The following is a 15124-nucleotide window of genomic DNA, read 5'->3' as shown; positions in this document are numbered from 1 at the left end:
ACCGGTGGCAGAAGCCCAGACGCATCAGTGCCAGGCGTTCGAGCCCGGCTTGGAGCGTTGCCGAGGCCGGCAACGGGGTGGCGGATGCAGGCAGCGCGATCGGGAACATGGAAACTTGGACGGGGTCACGCCGGCCCAGCGCCAGCGCATGGCGCGCAGCCGCGGCCTCCACCAGCTCAAGGCTGTGCGTGGGCACCAGCGTGATGCTCGACGTGCGCCCCGGCGCGTGCCCGGATCGGCCCGCGCGCTGCACCAGCCGTCCCACGCCCTTGGCCGAGCCGATCTGCAGCACCTGCTCCACGGGCAGAAAGTCCACGCCCAGGTCCAGGCTCGACGTGCAGACCACCGCCTTGAGCAGGCCGGCCTTGAGCCCGTTCTCCACCCAGGCACGCACCTCCTGGCCCAGCGAGCCATGGTGCAATGCCAGGGTACCCGCCCAGTCGGGCCGTGCCTCCAGCAGCGCCTGGTACCAGCGCTCGGCCTGCGAACGGGTGTTGGTGAACAGAAGTGTCGCACCACCTTTCGGATGCCGGCTGTCACTTGCCACCGACTCACATCGCTGCGTTGCAGTCCTTGCCAATACTTCCGGTATTGGCTGCGGACTGCGCCTTGCGCTGTGAGCCGATGGCAGCGTGCCATCTTCGGCATCCGAAAGGTGGTGCGACACTTTGGACGACGCACACGCCTCGATGGACTCAACCACCTGCGGCAGCAGCGCCAGGCCCATGTGGCCGGCCCAGGCAAAGCGGTCCACCTTGGCGGGCAGCATCACGTCCACCCGTAGCGCCTTGTCAATGCGGCCCTGCACCAGCACGGCGGGCGGTGCGGCGGTGGCGCCCTGCACCGGGCGGGGCAGCAGCGTGTCCAGCGCCTCCTGCAGGTTGCCCAGCGTGGCCGACATGCCCCACACCTGCAGCGCCGGGTTCCAGCCCGACAGGCGCGCCAGCGCCAGCTGCGCCTGCACGCCGCGCTTGTTGCCCACCAGCTCGTGCCACTCGTCCACCACCACCAGCTGCACATGGCGCAGGCGCTCGTGGGCATCGGCCCGGGCCAGCATCAGCGACACGCTTTCGGGCGTGGTCACCAGCAGCGTGGGCAGACGGCGGTCCTGCGCGGCGCGCTCGCCGCTGGCCGTGTCGCCGGTGCGCAGGCCGCTGGTCCAGTCCGGTGCCAGGTCGGGCAGGGGGGCCTGCAGCGCACGCAGCGTGTCAGCCGCCAGCGCGCGCATGGGGGTGATCCACAGCACCGTGAGCGGCGGCGCTACAGCACGGCGTGTGCGCAGGGCCGTGCGCGCACTGGCGTCTGCCGTGGGTACCACGGGCGCGCCTGCCAGCGCCAGGTGCTGCAGCGCGCCCAGCCACACCGCATAGGTCTTGCCCGCGCCGGTGGTGGCATGCAGCAGGCCCGACCGACCCTCGCCCATGGCGCGCCACACCTCTTGCTGAAAGCCGAAGGGCTGCCAGCCGCGCGCGGCCATCCACCCTGCAGCCGCACTTGCGGCCACTGTGGGCAGCGGCTTGCGCGGGCGGCGGGCCGTGCTCATGCGGCGGCGTCCTGCCCCGGCAAAAGTGCCATCAGCGTCTGCAAGGTATCGGCCTCGGCCACGGTCTTGTCCTGGCGCCAGCGCAGCATGCGCGGAAAGCGCACCGCAATGCCGCTCTTGTGGCGCGGGCTCTTGCCGATGCCTTCGAACCCGAGCTCGAACACCATGGTCGCATCCACGCTGCGCACGGGCCCGAAGCTTTCGCGCGTGGTCTTGCGGATGATGGCGTCCACCTGCCCGATCTCCACGTCCGTCAGGCCCGAATAGGCCTTGGCGAACGGCACCAGCTGGCGCTCGGGGTCTTCGGGCGGCCCGTTCCACACGGCAAAGGTGTAGTCGCTGTACAGGCTGGCGCGGCGGCCGTGTCCGCGCTGGGCGTAGATCAGCACGGCGTCCACGCTCATGGGATCGATCTTCCACTTCCACCACACGCCCACGTCCTTGGTGCGGCCCACGCCATAGTGCGCCTGGCGGTTCTTGAGCATGAAGCCCTCGGTGCCCATGCCGCGCGCGGCCTCGCGCTGGCGCGCGAGATCTTCCCAGTCATTGCCCTGCAGCAGCGTGCTCAGGCGCAGGGTGTTTTGCGGCGCGGGTGCAATGGCAGCCGCGTCGGGCTGCAGCAGCGTAGCCTCCAGCAGTGCGCGGCGCGCCTGCTGGGGCTGCTGGCGCAGGTCCTGGCCCGCATGTTCGAGCAGGTCGTAGGTCACCAGCACCACGGGCAGCTCGCGCAGCAACTTGGGGCCCAGGGTCTTGCGGCCCAGGCGCTTTTGCAGGTCGGCAAAGGGGCGGGGCTGGGGCTCGTCGGGCAGCCACACGAGGATCTCGCCATCGATCACCGTGCCATCGGGCAGGGCCGCCATCGCGGCATCGGCCAGCTCGGGGAAGCGGTCGGTCACCAGTTCTTCGCCGCGCGACCACACCCACACCGCGCCGCCCCGGCGCACGATCTGCGCGCGGATGCCGTCCCACTTCCACTCCACCAGCCAGTCGCCGGGCGGGCCCAGCAGTGCGGGCATCTCGGCCACCGGCTGGCTGAACGGGTGGGCCAGGAAGAAGGGGTAGGGCTGGCCGGCCATGCCTGGGTCCGCCGCACTGCCCGTGTCGCCGTCCGCAGCTTCCTCCACAGGCGCCACCAGCGCGCTGTAGTCGCCCGCCTGCGGCTGCCGGCCGATCTGCGTGTAGCCCATGATCCGGTGGGCGATGCGCTTGGGATCCAGCGCGCTCACGGTGGCCAGCGCCTGGGTCACCTGCAGACGCGACACTCCCACGCGGAAGTTGCCGGTGATGAGCTTGAAGTACACGAAGCGCTGCTCCGGCGCCAGCATGTCCCACTGCGTGCGCAGCCGGGCATCGGCCTCCTCGGGCGGCAGGGCGCGCAGGGGCAGCAGCTGGGCCATCCACTCGGCCAGCGGCAAATCGACTGGCTGGGCGGGCGCAGGCAGCAGCAGGGCCAGCGTTTCGGCCAGGTCCCCCACGGCCTGGTAGCTCTCTTCAAACAACCACTCGGGCAGGCCCGACGCCTCCTGCGCCAGCGCCTTCAGGCGCTTGGTGGGCACCATCTGGCGCGGCTTGCCCCCCGCCAGGAAGTAGGTGGCCCAGGCCGCATCGGCGGGCGGCGCCACGCGCAGGTAGGCCACCAGCGCCGCCAGCTTGGCAGACTGCCCGGTGGTGGCATCGAGCGCCTGGAACAGCTGGGCAAAGGCCTTCATGCAGCGGCCTCGGGTGCCGGCGCATCGGCCTGTGCTGGCGGCGCAGCACCCGCATCGTCCTCGTTGTCGTCGGCGCCGTACTCGGTCGCGAACACCTGGGCATCGAGCCCCTGCTCGCACAGCCAGCGCACCATCACCTCGGTGCTGCCGTGGGTCACGATGATCCGCTCGGCCCCCGTGGCGCCGATGGCCTTCTGCAGGCTGGGCCAGTCGGCGTGGTCGCTCATCACGAAGCCCCGGTCCACCCCGCGGCGCCGGCGCGCGCCGCGCACCAGCATCCAGCCGCTGGCAAAGGCATCGGAATGCTCGCCAAAGCGCTTGAGCCAGGGCGTGCCAGCCGCCGAAGGCGGTGCCAGCACCAGCGCGCGGCGCAGCTCGGCCTTGGTGACCCCCGGGTCCGTCACGCGCAGCGTGGGCGGCAGCGTCACCCCTGCTGCGCGGTACACCGCATTGAGCGGGTCCACCGCGCCGTGCACGACGATGGGGCCGATGCCCGCGTCCACCCCGTGCAGCAGCCGCTGCGCCTTGCCGAAGGCATAGGCATACAGAACGCTGGCCTTGCCGGCAGACGCATTCGCGGCCCACCAGGCATTGATGTCGGCGAACAGCACAGGCTGCGAGGGCCAGCGGTAGATCGGCAGGCCAAAGGTCGATTCGGTGATGAAGGTATGGCAGCGCACCGGCTCGAACGGCGGGCAGGTGCCATCGTCCTCGAGCTTGTAGTCGCCCGAGGCCACCCACACCTGGCCGCCATGCTCGACCCGCACCTGGGCCGAGCCCAGCACATGCCCCGCCGGGTGCAGCGACAGGCGCACGCCGTGGTGGTCGATGGTGTCGCCGTAGGCCAGCGTTTGCAGGGCTATGTCCGCCCCCAGCCGGTTGCGCAGCGTGCCCTCGCTGTCCTGGTGCGCCAGATAGTGCGCCGAGCCCATGCGCGCATGGTCCGAGTGCGCATGCGTGATCACGGCCCGGTCCACCGGCCGCCAGGGGTCGATGTAGAAATTGCCGGCCGGGCAGTACAGGCCTTCGGGGCGGTGGACGATCAGGTCGCTGCTGGGCATGGGCGATGCATCGTAGGCGGCAAGCCAAAGCCGGGGAGCGGGCTAGGTTTTGTGAAACAGGATTTTGTCACTAGAATTTGAATGAAAATGGCCTCTAGCGCTTATTCCATAAGCGCTAGTAGCTATGAATATGTGAGTAACCTGATGATGACCATTCCTTTCGAGCCGAATGGCATCCCTTCACCCCATCTTCCTGCGCATACCCTCCCTGTCTGCAGGCCAACACCGCTTTTGTATGCACACCGAATTCGCCGGTCCGTCAGACGCGCCCGCCATTGCTGCGGTGCTGCGCGAGGCCGCGCAGTGGCTGGTAGACCACCAGCAACCGCTGTGGGCCGTGTCTGATTTCAGCGATGCCAGCGTGCAGCAGGATGTAGATGGCGGGCTGTATGTGGTTGCCAGAGCGGGCGGCGATGTGGCAGGCGTGGTGCGATTTCAGCGTGAGGACCTGGCCTTCTGGCCGGATGCCGAGCCGGGCACTTCCGCGTTTTTGCACAAGCTGGCAGTGCGGCGCGCCTGGGCGGGGCAGGGGGTGTCTGCTGCATTGCTGGCGTTTGCGCGCGAGCACGCCATCAAGGGGGGGCTGCGCTATCTGCGGCTGGACTGCGTGGCCGACCGGCAAGCGTTGCGCACGCTGTATGAGGGCTTTGGTTTTACCCTGCACGACTGTGTGTTCAAAGGCCGCAGAGAATTTGCGCGGTACCAGATCGTGTTGTAGGCCGCGCCTTTTTGCCATACAGCAAAGGAGCCATGTATGTGTCGTGTTGGTGTGTTCTTCCGGCTCTTCCTGTTCTTCGTGTCGTGTGGGTTGGTGGCTGCCATGGCGCCGTCTCTGGCGTCTGCCCAGGTGGCCGACAGCGCGGCCCCGCGCACCAACGCCTTCAACGACCCGTTCGTGCAGGTCACCAGCGCGCTCCCGCAATGCCCAGTGCCCGAGGGCCCGCTGTACACTGAGGCCGAGGTGCGCGAACTGGCCCATGTGCGCTCACAGCATGGCGGCAGCTGCCACCGCGTGGGGCGCTGCCGCCTGCCCAACTCGTATCTGTACGACGCAGAAATCATCCCGCGCGTTCAGCGCTACATCCGCGAGGAAGGCCGCTTTGACGACACCAGCGTGTGGGTGCTGGGCGAGCGGCGCCTGGTCACGCTCAAGGGCTGCGTGCAGTCACAGACGCAGTCCGAAGCCTTGGAGAAAGCGGTGTGGTTGGTGGACGACGTGATGGGTGTCATCAACCTGCTGCAGGTGGGCACTGCGCGTGGTGCGGCGCGGTATCCGCTGGCGGTGCCGTAGAAGTTTTCAACATGCACGGTTCCCTGCGCTTATCGCAGCCGCAGAGATTGCGCAATCGCCCTGGTGGCGGATGAATCACCGGCGCCACACACGACTTGGCGGGGCTTGGGCTGGCCCGCATCCTGCTGCATATTGCCGGTTCTCCATTCTTCATTCACGAAGGACCACTTCATGCAATTCAAGCTCTCCTTGCTGGCGGCCACCACCCTGGCCCTGGCAACCGTTGTGTTACCCACTGCGTCGGCAAAACCGTTCAAGTGGGCCGGCTCCAGCGACATCCAGACCATGGACATCCACTCGCAGAACAGTGCTCTGGGCAACGGCATCCATGCCGCGGTGTACGAGTCGCTGGTGATGTTCAACAGCCGCACCCTCAAGGTCGAGCCGCTGCTGGCCACGTCGTGGCAGCAGGTCACGTCGACACAGCTGCGCATCAAGCTGCGCCAGGGCGTGAAGTTCAGTGACGGGTCGGTTATGACAGCGGATGACGTGGTCTATTCGCTGCAGCGCGCGATGAGCAAAACGTCGACGTATTCCATCTACACCCAGGGCATGGACCGCATCGCCAAGGTCGATGGCGAGACGATTGACATCTTTTTGAAGAACCCCAACCCCGTTCTGCTCAACCAGCTGACCGAGCTGCGCGTGATGAGCAAGGCCTGGGCTGAAAAGAACAACGCCGTAGAGCCCAAGGACATCAAAGCCAAGGACGAAACCTATTCGCACCGCAATGCCATGGGCACTGGGCCGTTTGTGCTCAAGGAATGGGTGCCCGACCAGAAGATCGTGTTTGCTGCCAACCCCAACTGGTGGAACGCAGGCAAGGCCGAAGGCAACGTGACCGAGATCACCTACACCCCCATCAAATCCGAAGCCACACGCATCGCTGCGCTGCTGTCGGGCGAGGTGGACATGGTGCGTGACACCAGCATCCAGGACCTGGCGCGCATCAAGGCCAACCCCAACCTCAAGGTCATGGAGATGGTGGAGAACCGCACCGTGTACCTGGCCATGGACCAGTTTCGCGACGAGCTTGTGGGCAGCAACATCAAGGGCAAGAATCCGCTCAAGGACCTGCGCGTGCGCAAGGCGCTCTACCAAGCCATCGACAGCGCCACGCTGCAGCGCGTGACCATGCGCGGCATGTCCAAACCCACGGGCGCCATGGTGTCGCCGCTGGTCAACGGCTGGACAGACGCTGTGGACCAGCGCCTGGCTTACGACGCCAATGCCGCCAAGGACCTGCTGGCCCAGGCGGGCTACAAGGACGGCTTTGAGGTGGACTTTGCCTGCAGCAACAACGCCATCGTGCAGGACGAAGAGCTGTGCCAGGCCATCACCTCCATGTGGTCACGCATCGGCGTGAAGGCCAAGCTGCGCACGCTGCCCGCCGTCACCTACTACCCCATGGCCCAGCGGCATGAGGCCAGCATTGCCCTGCTCAGCTGGGGCGTGCCCACGTTCGATGCGCTGTACACCCTGCAGTCGCTCACCCGCACCAAGACCACCGGCGGTGACGGCAACTACAACCTGGGCCGCTACAGCAACGAACGCATGGACTACGTTGTGGACCGTGTGAAGACCGAAACCGACCTGCCCGTGCGCAACCGCCTTTTGACCGAAGGCCTGCAACTGCAAAACGACACCGTGGCCCACATCCCTCTGCACAACCAGATGCTGGCCTGGGCGATGAAGAAAAACGTGGAGCTGGTGCAGCGGCCGGACAACCGCATTGACTGGCGGCTGATCCGGGTGAACTGAGCTGCCTCGCTGACGCGCACGGCCTGATCGATGCAGGCAAGGCAGCTGCCCTGCCGATCTGGCGTGCGCTTGAGTGTGCCGGATGGCGCGGCAAAGCTTCGGCGCAGGGCGAACCGTTGCACCCCGGCGGGCGCCTATCGTGAAGGCCTTCGCAACCCAATGCCACGAGCCCACCATGATCACCTGCTTCATCCGCTACGAAATCGACCCCTTCCAGCGCGACCTGTTTGCCGAATACGCACGCCGCTGGGGACAAATCATCCCCCGCTGCGGCGGCCATCTGCTGGGCTACTTTTTGCCCCACGAGGGCAGCAACTACGAAGCCTGGGGGCTGATCGGATTTGATTCACTGGCTGACTACGAGGCCTATCGCGCCCGTCTGCGCACCGACGCCGAAGGCCGCGCCAACTTCGCCTGGGCGCAAGAGCAGCGCTTCATCCTGCGCGAAGAGCGCACTTTCACCCAGGGCGTCGAAGGCACGCTGGGCCTGCCCGCGCACACCACGGCGCTGCCGCATGCCGGAGCCCCCGCATGATGGCCGTGATCTTCGAAGTGGTTCCCGCACCCGGCCAGAAAGAGGCCTACCTGGCCGCCGCTGCTGCACTGCGCCCGTTGCTGGAGCAGGTGGACGGGTTTGTCTCCATCGAGCGATTTCAAAGCCTGAGCGAACCGGACAAGCTGTTGTCCCTGTCCTTCTGGCGCGATGAGGATGCGGTGGCCCGCTGGCGTCAGCAGGAGTCACACCGCAGCACGCAGGCAGCGGGGCGCGACCATGTCTTTGCGGACTACCGCCTGCGCGTGGCGGCCGTGGTGCGGGACTACGGGATGCACGACCGGACACAGGCGCCTGCGGATTCGCGGGCGGTGCACGGGCCGGGCTGTTGAACGCCGTCTTTCAGCGCAAACGGTGCGTTGCAACAACCTGCCCCAGCGGCGAGTACTCGATCCGCTGGTCCAGCACGCCATCCAGATCGGTGTCCATCTCGGCGTGGGTCAGCTGCTGGGTGCGGTAGTACTCCACACGCAAATCTTTGTGAGATTTAGGGTCCACCACACGTATCGTTTGCAGAACACCGTGGGGTAAGTAGTGACGCAACTCTGGATAGCCGTCGCCATCGGCGTCGATCTCCTGAGACTCCAAAACGTTTTTTGCAAACCGCATGCGGGCTTCAAAGCTGCCGTTGAAGTCGTCGTCTGACTCTCCGGTGGTCGCGGCGCCCTTGCTGTCGTACTTCACAACGTGGTCGATCTTCCCGTCGAAGTTCCGGTCCATCTCCATCTTCAGCGGGCGGCCGCTGACCGAGTAGCTCCACATCTCATCTGCCACGCCGTCGCGGTTGTTGTCCGCTTCGTCAGATATCAACGGTGCCTGCAGTGCGATCCACACACCCAGTCCTCCGATAAGGCCCCCCACTAAGGCGCTTGCGGCGACAGCGCTGCGAAAGCGCCGTTCGCGCACGGCGGGTTGCGCCTGCGCAGCAGCGTCAGTCGCTGGGGGTTGATTAGTTTCCCACTGCATCAATGCGGTGCGCGCTTGGACGTAGTCTGCTTCGTCCACCTCCAGACGAACAATGCCGGTCATGGGGAGGCCACCAATGGCCGATTGAGAGTAGTTCCCTTCGACGTGTGCGGCGATGCCCTGCTGTTCCAGCAAGGCCTTGAGCATGTGGGCTTCTATTGTGTTTGCGGGTTCGTAGACGGATCGCATGTGGAGGTGATGTGAGTATTTCGTGAAGGTTGGGCGTCTGCCCACAGGCAGTCAGTCACGCCGGTAGGCGCTGGCGCTATAGGTATCCCGAGCGCAGCGCGTGCGCCCACTCCGGGCGCAGGCGTTGTGCTGCAAGTTTTGCCATAGGCTCGTGGTCGTAGGGCACGCAACGGTGTTCGCATAGCCATCCGCGAGAACCCCGCTCGATGATGGCGTACCGTGCTTCGGGCGATCCTGTCTCTACCGCATGGACAACCGGATGGTCGTCGCGGTAGGCCTGCAAACCTACACTGCCCGGGTTGACCAGCAGTTGCGCGCCCAGGCGCACCGAGCGCGGAATATGGGTATGCCCACAGGCGATCACCGGCGAGGCCTCGCCTGCAGTGCGTTCTGCGATCTCCGCCGGGCGGGCCAGGCGCAGGGCCGATCCGTCCAGCGTCTCCAGCAGGTATTCATGGTCGCTGCGTGGCGATCCGTGACACAGGAACACCTCGTCGTCCAGACGTACGCAGGGCTTGAGCGTGCGCATCCAGGCAAACTCGGCGTCACCCAGTTGCGAATGCGCATAGGCATCCGAGGGGCCGCCGTGGCCGGGGCGCAGTTGAAGCACCTGCCGCTCGTGGTTGCCCGCCAGCGACAGCCAGCCAGATGCCATCAGCCATTGCGCCGTCTCGCGCGGCAGCAGCGGGCCGGAGAGGTTGTCGCCCAGGTTGACCACCTGGTCGGCGCCGCGGCGGTGGATGTCGGCGGCTACCGCTTCGAGCGCCGCGAGGTTGCCGTGGATGTCGGAGACGAGGGCGATGCGCATGGTGGGGGCTTCAGCAGGCTGGCACACCGCCACCCATGCCAAAATATGAATGAAAACAGCCTCTAGCGCTTATCCAATAAGCGCCACTAGCTATCAAAATAGTAGTTATTGATCAGCGCTTGCTTGGAGCATGCCGCAAGTTACAGCGCAAAAATCTTCCCGGGATTCAGGATGTTCTTCGGGTCCAGCGCCCGCTTGATGGCGCGCATCATGTCCACGGCCCCCACACCGGTTTCATCCAGCAGAAAGCCCATCTTGTGCAGGCCTACGCCGTGCTCGCCGGTGCAGGTGCCGCCCATGCTCAGCGCGCGGGCCACGAGCTTGTGGTTCAGGTCTTCGGCCGTCACACGCTCTTCAGGGATGTTGGGGTCCAGCAGGTAACCAAAGTGAAAATTGCCGTCGCCCACGTGGCCGACGAGGAAGTAGGGGATGCCACTGTCCTCGGCCTCTTGCACCGAGTCGAGCAGGCAGTCGGCCAGGCGGCTGATGGGCACGCAGGTGTCGGTGCTGATGGCACGGCAGCCGGGGCGGCTCTGCACGGCGGCAAAGTAGGCGTTGTGCCGCGCGGTCCACAGACGGGTGCGTTCCTCGGGTGTGCTGGCCCATTCAAAGGCATTGCCGCCGAATTCGCTGGCGATGTCCTGCACCGTCTCGGCCTGCTCCTTCACGCTGGATGGCGACCCGTGAAACTCCATCAGCAGCATCGGTTCTTCGCGCAGGGTAAGTTTGCTGTGGGCGTTGACCATGCGCACCGTGTGGTGGTCGATCAGCTCCACGCGGGCGATGGGCACGCCCAGCTGGATGGTCTGGATGGTGGTGCGCACGGCGGCCTCGATGCTCGGGAACGAGCAGATCGCGGCGCTCACCGCCTCGGGCAGCGGGTACAGGCGCACGGTGATCTGCGTCATGATGCCGAGCGTGCCTTCGCTGCCCACCATCAGGCGCGTAAGGTCGTAGCCCGCGCTGCTCTTTTTGGCGCGGGTGCCAGTGTGGATGACTTCGCCGCTGGCGGTGACCACCTCCAGTGCCAGCACGTTCTCACGCATGGTGCCGTAGCGCACGGCGTTGGTGCCACTGGCGCGCGTGGCGGCCATGCCGCCGATGCTGGCGTCGGCACCGGGGTCGATGGGGAAGAACAGGCCGGTGTCCTTGATGGCATCGTTCAGCGCCTTGCGCGTGATGCCGGGCTGCACGGTCACCGTCAGGTCTTCGGCGTTCACGATCAGCACCTGGTTCATGCGGCTCACGTCAATGCTGATGCCCCCCTGCACGGCCAGCAAATGGCCTTCGAGCGACGAGCCCGCGCCATAAGGGATCACCGGCACTTCGTATTGGCTGGCCAGTTTGACGGCGTCCACCACGTCCTGGGTGTTCTGGGCAAACACCACGGCCGAAGGAGGCGGCGCCTGGAAGGAGCCCTCGTCCCGGCCATGCTGCTCGCGCACCGCCTGGGCCAGAGAACACTGAGCACCGAAGCGGACCTGCAGCGCATCGATGAGGGCCTGCGGCACATCGCGCAGGTTGATTTCGGGCAGAAGGTGGGCGGCGGCGGTGGGGGCGTTCATGGTCTGGGTCTCCTGAAGAATGGTGTGCCTGGGGGGCGGGCCGTTGTCTCAGAAATGGCTGGATCTGCGGCCGGGGCGCGGCATACACTGATCTCACACTTTACTTCAGAGAGGGAAATCCTATGGCTACAGCCAGTGTGGGTACTTGCCTGTCAGGCGCCTGGAACCTGTTCAGCAAAAACGTCGTGACCCATGTCGTCGCCACCTTCCTGGTGGCGGTGGTGGTGGGCATCAGCGCGGGGCTGTTGGTGGGGCCGATGCTGGTGGGGTACATGCGCATGATTGCCAAAGAGCACAACGGGGAGCCGGTGCAGATCGGCGACGTGTTCCGCGGGTTCGATGATTTTGTGCCGGCGTTCGTGGCCGGGCTGATCAGCACGCTGGTGCTGACGCTGGGCTTCTTTCTGTGCGTGATCCCGGGGCTGCTCATTCTTGCGCTGCCCACGGTGGCGCTGTATCTGGTGGCGCAGGGCGAAAAAGACGGTGTTGCCGCGTTCAACCAGGCCTGGAGCATCGTCACGAAGAACCTCGGCTCTGCCTTTGTGTGCGCTTTCGTGCTGGGCATCGTGGGCAGTCTGGGGTCGCTGCTGTGCGGCGTCGGCGTTTTGCTGACAGCGCCGTTGTCGATGATCGGCTCGTACTACATGGCGCGCCAGCTGGTCGGCGATGAACCCGTCCGCATCGAGCTGCTCTGACGCGGCTCCCCGCGGCTGGGTGCCGCTGCGCACGCCACAGCGTTTGCAGCGCCTCGGCGCGGGGTTGCTGCTGTCCTCCGCGATGGCCGCCACACCGTGGTGGCTTGCCAACCGGCTCAGCGTGGGCTGCGCGTTTCGCGCACTCACCGGCCTGCCATGCCCCCTGTGCGGCGGCACGCACGCATGCGCGGCATTTGTGCAGGGCGATTGGGCCACGGCGTGGTCTGCCAATCCCGGTGCCGTGGGGTTGTTGGTGGTGATGGCCCTGGTGGCTGCGCAATGGGCCGCGGAAGGCCTGGTTGGCTGGCGCCGGGTGCGCCCCTGGCCCTGGGCGGGGCCGGTGGCGGTACGGGTGGTGATTGCCGGGCTGCTGGCGTCGTGGGCAGTGAGGCTGGCTGCCCTGATCTGAGCCCGGGCGCACCAAGGCTGGTGCGCAGCGCTCGCTGCCGGTGCGTGGCCGCTGTCCGCAAGATGTGGCCACACAGCCTTGATGCGCCACTGTGGTGCATCCAACTTGTATACCAGTTGGCACGGAACCTGCAATCGGTGGACAGCAATGACCACCGCCACCGAGATCAGCAACCGCATCATCGAAGCCGTGATGGCGCAAAAGCTCGCCCCCGGCTCCCGCCTGGGCGAGCAGCAGCTGGCCATGCTGTTCGACTGCAGCCGCACCATCGTGCGCGAGGCGCTCACGCGGTTGTCCACGCGCGGCATCGTTACCGTGAGCGCGCGGCGCGGCTGGTACGTGATCGAACCCTCGGAAGACGAGGCACGCGAGGCCTTCGAGGCCCGGCGGGTCATCGAACTGGGGCTGCTGCACCAGCTCAAGACGGTGGACAAGGCCGCGGTGCGCCAGCTCAAAAGCCACCTGCAGCGCGAAAAGGCTGCGCTGGCAGGCAGTGACATTGGTGCACGCAGTTTTCTGCTGGGCGACTTTCATGTGTGTTTGGCCGAGTGCCTGGGCAACACGCTGCTGGCCGACACGCTGCGCGACTTCACAGCGCGCACCACCTTGATCGCCATGCTCTACCAGTCGTCGCACGACGCCGCGCAGTCCTGTGCCGACCATGTGCGCATCGTCGAAGCGCTGGAGGCAGGCGACATTGCGCGTGCCGAATCGCTCATGTCGGACCACATCGGCACCGTGCAGTCGGCCCTGCGTCTGCAGGCCAGCAGCGACCCGCTGGCCGAGTTGCGCGATGCGCTGGCGCCGGTGCACAAAAGCCCCGGGCCTGCGGAGAGTTCTGCCCCACCGTTACCGCGCAAATCCAAAGCTGCGCAGGGCAGTGCAGCGACAACTCCCGCCAAGGCCTCGCGCAAACCCCGCCTACCCCGTCTACCCCGCAATTCCGTTTCCACCCCGCCCGCGTCACCCGACGACACATCCACCTACTTAGGAGCCTTGCTATGACCTCCCTCCGCGCCTCTGCTTCGACTTCCTCCCTTCGCCGCCTGACCCTGGGCGTGCTGGCCGCTGCGGGCTTGTCGGCCGCGCTCATGGCACCCGTCGCGCACGCACAGAACGCGCTGGACAACATCATGAAGGCCAAAGAGATCAAGATCGCCATCCCCACCGACTACCCGCCTTACGGCTTTGTCGGCACCGACCTCAAGCCCCAGGGCCTCGACGTGGAGATGGCCAACTACATCGCCGCCAAGCTTGGGGTGAAGGTTGAGCTGATCCCCGTGACCAGCGCCAACCGCATCCCTTACCTGCAAACGCAAAAGGCCGACCTCGTCATCTCCACACTGGGCAAGAACCCCGAGCGCGAGAAGGTGATCGACTTTACCTCCGCGTACGCGCCGTTCTTCCAGGCCGTGTTTGCCAGCAAGAGCCTGTCGATCAAGAGCTTTGCCGACCTGACCGGCAAGTCGGTGGCCGTGACGCGCGGCGCCATGGAAGACCAGGAACTGGCCAAGGTTGCACCCCCCGGCGTGGATGTGAAGCGCTTTGAAGACCACGCGGCCAGCATCTCGGCCTTTGTGTCGGGCCAGACGCAGGCCATTGCCACCAGCGCCTCTACGGCCGGCACCATCATGGTCAAAAACCCGAACCTGGCGACCGAATACAAGCTGCTGCTCAAAGACAGCCCCAACTTCATTGGCGTGGCGAAGGGTGAAGACAAGTTGCGCCTGCGGGTGAACGAGATCATTGCCGAAGCGCGCAAGTCCGGCGACATCGACAAGATGTCCAGCAAGTGGCTGGGCCGCCCCTCGGGCGACCTGCCCCTGTGATCACACGGTCCTCTGTCCGCTGAACCAACGGGCCCGCGGCGCGACAAGCGCTGCGGGGCAAACGCACCATGCTGATCGCGCTCGACTTTTCTGACGTGTTGTCCTCCTGGCCGCTGCTGGTGCGCGGCGTGGTGTGGACTATTGGGCTCACCGTGGTGGGCACGGCGCTGGGCCTGTTGCTGGGCACCCTGTGCGCCTGGGCGCGCGCCCGCAACCTGGGGTCGCGTGCGCTGCCACTGCGCTGGCTGGTGGCCAGCTATGTGGAGCTGGTGCGCAACACGCCCTTCATCGTGCAGCTGTTCTTCCTGTTTTTTGGCCTGCCTGCGATGGGGGTCAAGCTGTCGCCCGAACTGGCTTCGGTGCTGGCCATGGTGATCAACCTGGGCGCGTATTCGGCCGAGATCATCCGCGCGGGCATCGAGGCCACGCCCCGTGGGCAGATCGAAGCCGCCGAGAGCCTGGCGCTGACCCCGGGCCAGACCTTTCGCCGCGTGGTGCTGCCCCCAGCGCTCATGAAGGTGTGGCCCGCCATGGTGAGTCAGATCATCATCGTGATGCTGGGCTCTGCGGTGTGCGGGCAGATCTCCACGCCCGAGTTGAGCTACGCGGCCAACCTGATCTCCAGCAACACCTTCCGCGCGTTCGAGGCCTTCATTCTGGCCACGCTGGTATACCTGGCGCTGTCGATGCTCACCCGCCGCCTGCTCATGTGGGTGGGTGCTCGTTTCCTAGTCGGGAGGTAACA

Annotated in this window: 16 protein-coding genes; 10 read left to right on the top strand and 6 right to left on the bottom strand. The window is 66.1% G+C overall.

The genetic code is table 11. The annotated features are described in order from the left end of the window. The 3 genes from ACK41V_RS07580 to ACK41V_RS07570 form a co-directional block, all read right to left on the bottom strand. The coding region (locus ACK41V_RS07580; RefSeq protein ID WP_409780077.1) for a DEAD/DEAH box helicase at nucleotides 1–1543 on the bottom strand (1543 nt) is incomplete at its 3' end. After that, nucleotides 1540–3252, bottom strand: coding sequence for an ATP-dependent DNA ligase (locus ACK41V_RS07575; RefSeq protein WP_409780074.1), 1713 nt, complete (start codon nucleotides 3250–3252; stop codon nucleotides 1540–1542). The genes ACK41V_RS07580 and ACK41V_RS07575, both read right to left, overlap by 4 nt. After that, the gene (locus tag ACK41V_RS07570) at nucleotides 3249–4313 is read right to left on the bottom strand and encodes a ligase-associated DNA damage response exonuclease (RefSeq protein ID WP_409780071.1); all 1065 of its coding nucleotides are present in this window, start codon (nucleotides 4311–4313) and stop codon (nucleotides 3249–3251) included. The genes ACK41V_RS07575 and ACK41V_RS07570 overlap by 4 nt, the downstream gene beginning before the upstream one ends. Before the next feature lie 169 nt (nucleotides 4314–4482). Between ACK41V_RS07570 and ACK41V_RS07565 the strand changes: the two genes are divergently transcribed. The 5 genes from ACK41V_RS07565 (at nucleotide 4483) to ACK41V_RS07545 (ending at nucleotide 8250) form a co-directional block, all read left to right on the top strand. After that, nucleotides 4483–5031 carry a GNAT family N-acetyltransferase gene (locus tag ACK41V_RS07565; RefSeq protein WP_409780068.1) on the top strand — a complete coding sequence of 183 codons (549 nt, stop codon included), beginning with the start codon at nucleotides 4483–4485 and terminating at the stop codon, nucleotides 5029–5031. Between the two features lie 36 nt (nucleotides 5032–5067). Continuing rightward, a complete protein-coding gene (locus ACK41V_RS07560) occupies nucleotides 5068–5604 on the top strand; it encodes a BON domain-containing protein (RefSeq protein WP_409780066.1) in 537 nt (178 codons plus the stop codon). Nucleotides 5605–5775: 171 nt separating this feature from the next. Then, nucleotides 5776–7365, top strand: a complete 1590-nt coding sequence (locus ACK41V_RS07555) for an ABC transporter substrate-binding protein (RefSeq protein ID WP_409780063.1) — start codon at nucleotides 5776–5778, stop codon at nucleotides 7363–7365. Between the two features lie 175 nt (nucleotides 7366–7540). Then, a complete protein-coding gene (locus ACK41V_RS07550; RefSeq protein ID WP_409780061.1) occupies nucleotides 7541–7900 on the top strand; it encodes an NIPSNAP family protein in 360 nt (119 codons plus the stop codon). Then, nucleotides 7897–8250 (top strand): antibiotic biosynthesis monooxygenase family protein, encoded by a 354-nt coding sequence (locus ACK41V_RS07545; protein WP_409780059.1) that lies wholly within the window; start codon nucleotides 7897–7899, stop codon nucleotides 8248–8250. Before ACK41V_RS07550 ends, ACK41V_RS07545 begins: the two co-directional genes overlap by 4 nt. Before the next feature lie 10 nt (nucleotides 8251–8260). Here the strand turns inward: ACK41V_RS07545 and ACK41V_RS07540 are convergent, their stop codons facing one another. The 3 genes from ACK41V_RS07540 to ACK41V_RS07530 form a co-directional block, all read right to left on the bottom strand. Next, complete coding sequence (locus tag ACK41V_RS07540; RefSeq protein WP_409780056.1) at nucleotides 8261–9073, bottom strand: DUF2007 domain-containing protein; 813 nt, start codon at nucleotides 9071–9073, stop codon at nucleotides 8261–8263. Between the two features lie 76 nt (nucleotides 9074–9149). Then, nucleotides 9150–9881 (bottom strand): metallophosphoesterase family protein, encoded by a 732-nt coding sequence (locus ACK41V_RS07535; protein ID WP_409780053.1) that lies wholly within the window; start codon nucleotides 9879–9881, stop codon nucleotides 9150–9152. 140 nt (nucleotides 9882–10021) lie between these two features. Continuing rightward, nucleotides 10022–11446 carry an FAD-binding oxidoreductase gene (locus tag ACK41V_RS07530; RefSeq protein ID WP_409780051.1) on the bottom strand — a complete coding sequence of 475 codons (1425 nt, stop codon included), beginning with the start codon at nucleotides 11444–11446 and terminating at the stop codon, nucleotides 10022–10024. Nucleotides 11447–11568: 122 nt separating this feature from the next. Between ACK41V_RS07530 and ACK41V_RS07525 the strand changes: the two genes are divergently transcribed. The 5 genes from ACK41V_RS07525 to ACK41V_RS07505 all read left to right on the top strand — a co-directional run bounded on the left by ACK41V_RS07525 (nucleotide 11569) and on the right by ACK41V_RS07505 (nucleotide 15122). Continuing rightward, nucleotides 11569–12141, top strand: coding sequence for a hypothetical protein (locus ACK41V_RS07525; RefSeq protein ID WP_409780048.1), 573 nt, complete (start codon nucleotides 11569–11571; stop codon nucleotides 12139–12141). After that, entirely contained in the window at nucleotides 12113–12550 is a 438-nt protein-coding gene (locus tag ACK41V_RS07520) for a DUF2752 domain-containing protein (protein WP_409780045.1), read from the top strand. Before ACK41V_RS07525 ends, ACK41V_RS07520 begins: the two co-directional genes overlap by 29 nt. Nucleotides 12551–12697: 147 nt before the next feature. Further along, nucleotides 12698–13555 (top strand): GntR family transcriptional regulator, encoded by an 858-nt coding sequence (locus ACK41V_RS07515; protein WP_409780042.1) that lies wholly within the window; start codon nucleotides 12698–12700, stop codon nucleotides 13553–13555. Further along, nucleotides 13552–14379 carry a transporter substrate-binding domain-containing protein gene (locus tag ACK41V_RS07510; RefSeq protein ID WP_409780040.1) on the top strand — a complete coding sequence of 276 codons (828 nt, stop codon included), beginning with the start codon at nucleotides 13552–13554 and terminating at the stop codon, nucleotides 14377–14379. Before ACK41V_RS07515 ends, ACK41V_RS07510 begins: the two co-directional genes overlap by 4 nt. 68 nt (nucleotides 14380–14447) lie before the next feature. Further along, nucleotides 14448–15122, top strand: coding sequence for an amino acid ABC transporter permease (locus ACK41V_RS07505; protein WP_409780037.1), 675 nt, complete (start codon nucleotides 14448–14450; stop codon nucleotides 15120–15122). The last annotated feature ends 2 nt before the right edge of the window (nucleotides 15123–15124 follow it).

Origin of the sequence: Acidovorax sp. (assembly GCF_046291265.1) — a bacterium.
Taxonomy (GTDB): domain Bacteria; phylum Pseudomonadota; class Gammaproteobacteria; order Burkholderiales; family Burkholderiaceae_C; genus Acidovorax.
This window is presented reverse-complemented; position numbering and strand designations above follow the sequence as displayed.

What these genes read in the sequence shown, in the direction of transcription:
- ACK41V_RS07575 (WP_409780074.1), bottom strand. Translation starts at nt 3,252, where the DNA reads ATGAAGGCCTTTGCCCAGCTGTTCCAGGCGCTCGATGCCACCACCGGG.
- ACK41V_RS07570 (WP_409780071.1), bottom strand. Translation starts at nt 4,313, where the DNA reads ATGCCCAGCAGCGACCTGATCGTCCACCGCCCCGAAGGCCTGTACTGC.
- ACK41V_RS07565 (WP_409780068.1), top strand. Translation starts at nt 4,483, where the DNA reads ATGGCATCCCTTCACCCCATCTTCCTGCGCATACCCTCCCTGTCTGCA.
- ACK41V_RS07560 (WP_409780066.1), top strand. Translation starts at nt 5,068, where the DNA reads ATGTGTCGTGTTGGTGTGTTCTTCCGGCTCTTCCTGTTCTTCGTGTCG.
- ACK41V_RS07555 (WP_409780063.1), top strand. Translation starts at nt 5,776, where the DNA reads ATGCAATTCAAGCTCTCCTTGCTGGCGGCCACCACCCTGGCCCTGGCA.
- ACK41V_RS07550 (WP_409780061.1), top strand. Translation starts at nt 7,541, where the DNA reads ATGATCACCTGCTTCATCCGCTACGAAATCGACCCCTTCCAGCGCGAC.
- ACK41V_RS07545 (WP_409780059.1), top strand. Translation starts at nt 7,897, where the DNA reads ATGATGGCCGTGATCTTCGAAGTGGTTCCCGCACCCGGCCAGAAAGAG.
- ACK41V_RS07540 (WP_409780056.1), bottom strand. Translation starts at nt 9,073, where the DNA reads ATGCGATCCGTCTACGAACCCGCAAACACAATAGAAGCCCACATGCTC.
- ACK41V_RS07535 (WP_409780053.1), bottom strand. Translation starts at nt 9,881, where the DNA reads ATGCGCATCGCCCTCGTCTCCGACATCCACGGCAACCTCGCGGCGCTC.
- ACK41V_RS07530 (WP_409780051.1), bottom strand. Translation starts at nt 11,446, where the DNA reads ATGAACGCCCCCACCGCCGCCGCCCACCTTCTGCCCGAAATCAACCTG.
- ACK41V_RS07525 (WP_409780048.1), top strand. Translation starts at nt 11,569, where the DNA reads ATGGCTACAGCCAGTGTGGGTACTTGCCTGTCAGGCGCCTGGAACCTG.
- ACK41V_RS07520 (WP_409780045.1), top strand. Translation starts at nt 12,113, where the DNA reads ATGAACCCGTCCGCATCGAGCTGCTCTGACGCGGCTCCCCGCGGCTGG.
- ACK41V_RS07515 (WP_409780042.1), top strand. Translation starts at nt 12,698, where the DNA reads ATGACCACCGCCACCGAGATCAGCAACCGCATCATCGAAGCCGTGATG.
- ACK41V_RS07510 (WP_409780040.1), top strand. Translation starts at nt 13,552, where the DNA reads ATGACCTCCCTCCGCGCCTCTGCTTCGACTTCCTCCCTTCGCCGCCTG.
- ACK41V_RS07505 (WP_409780037.1), top strand. Translation starts at nt 14,448, where the DNA reads ATGCTGATCGCGCTCGACTTTTCTGACGTGTTGTCCTCCTGGCCGCTG.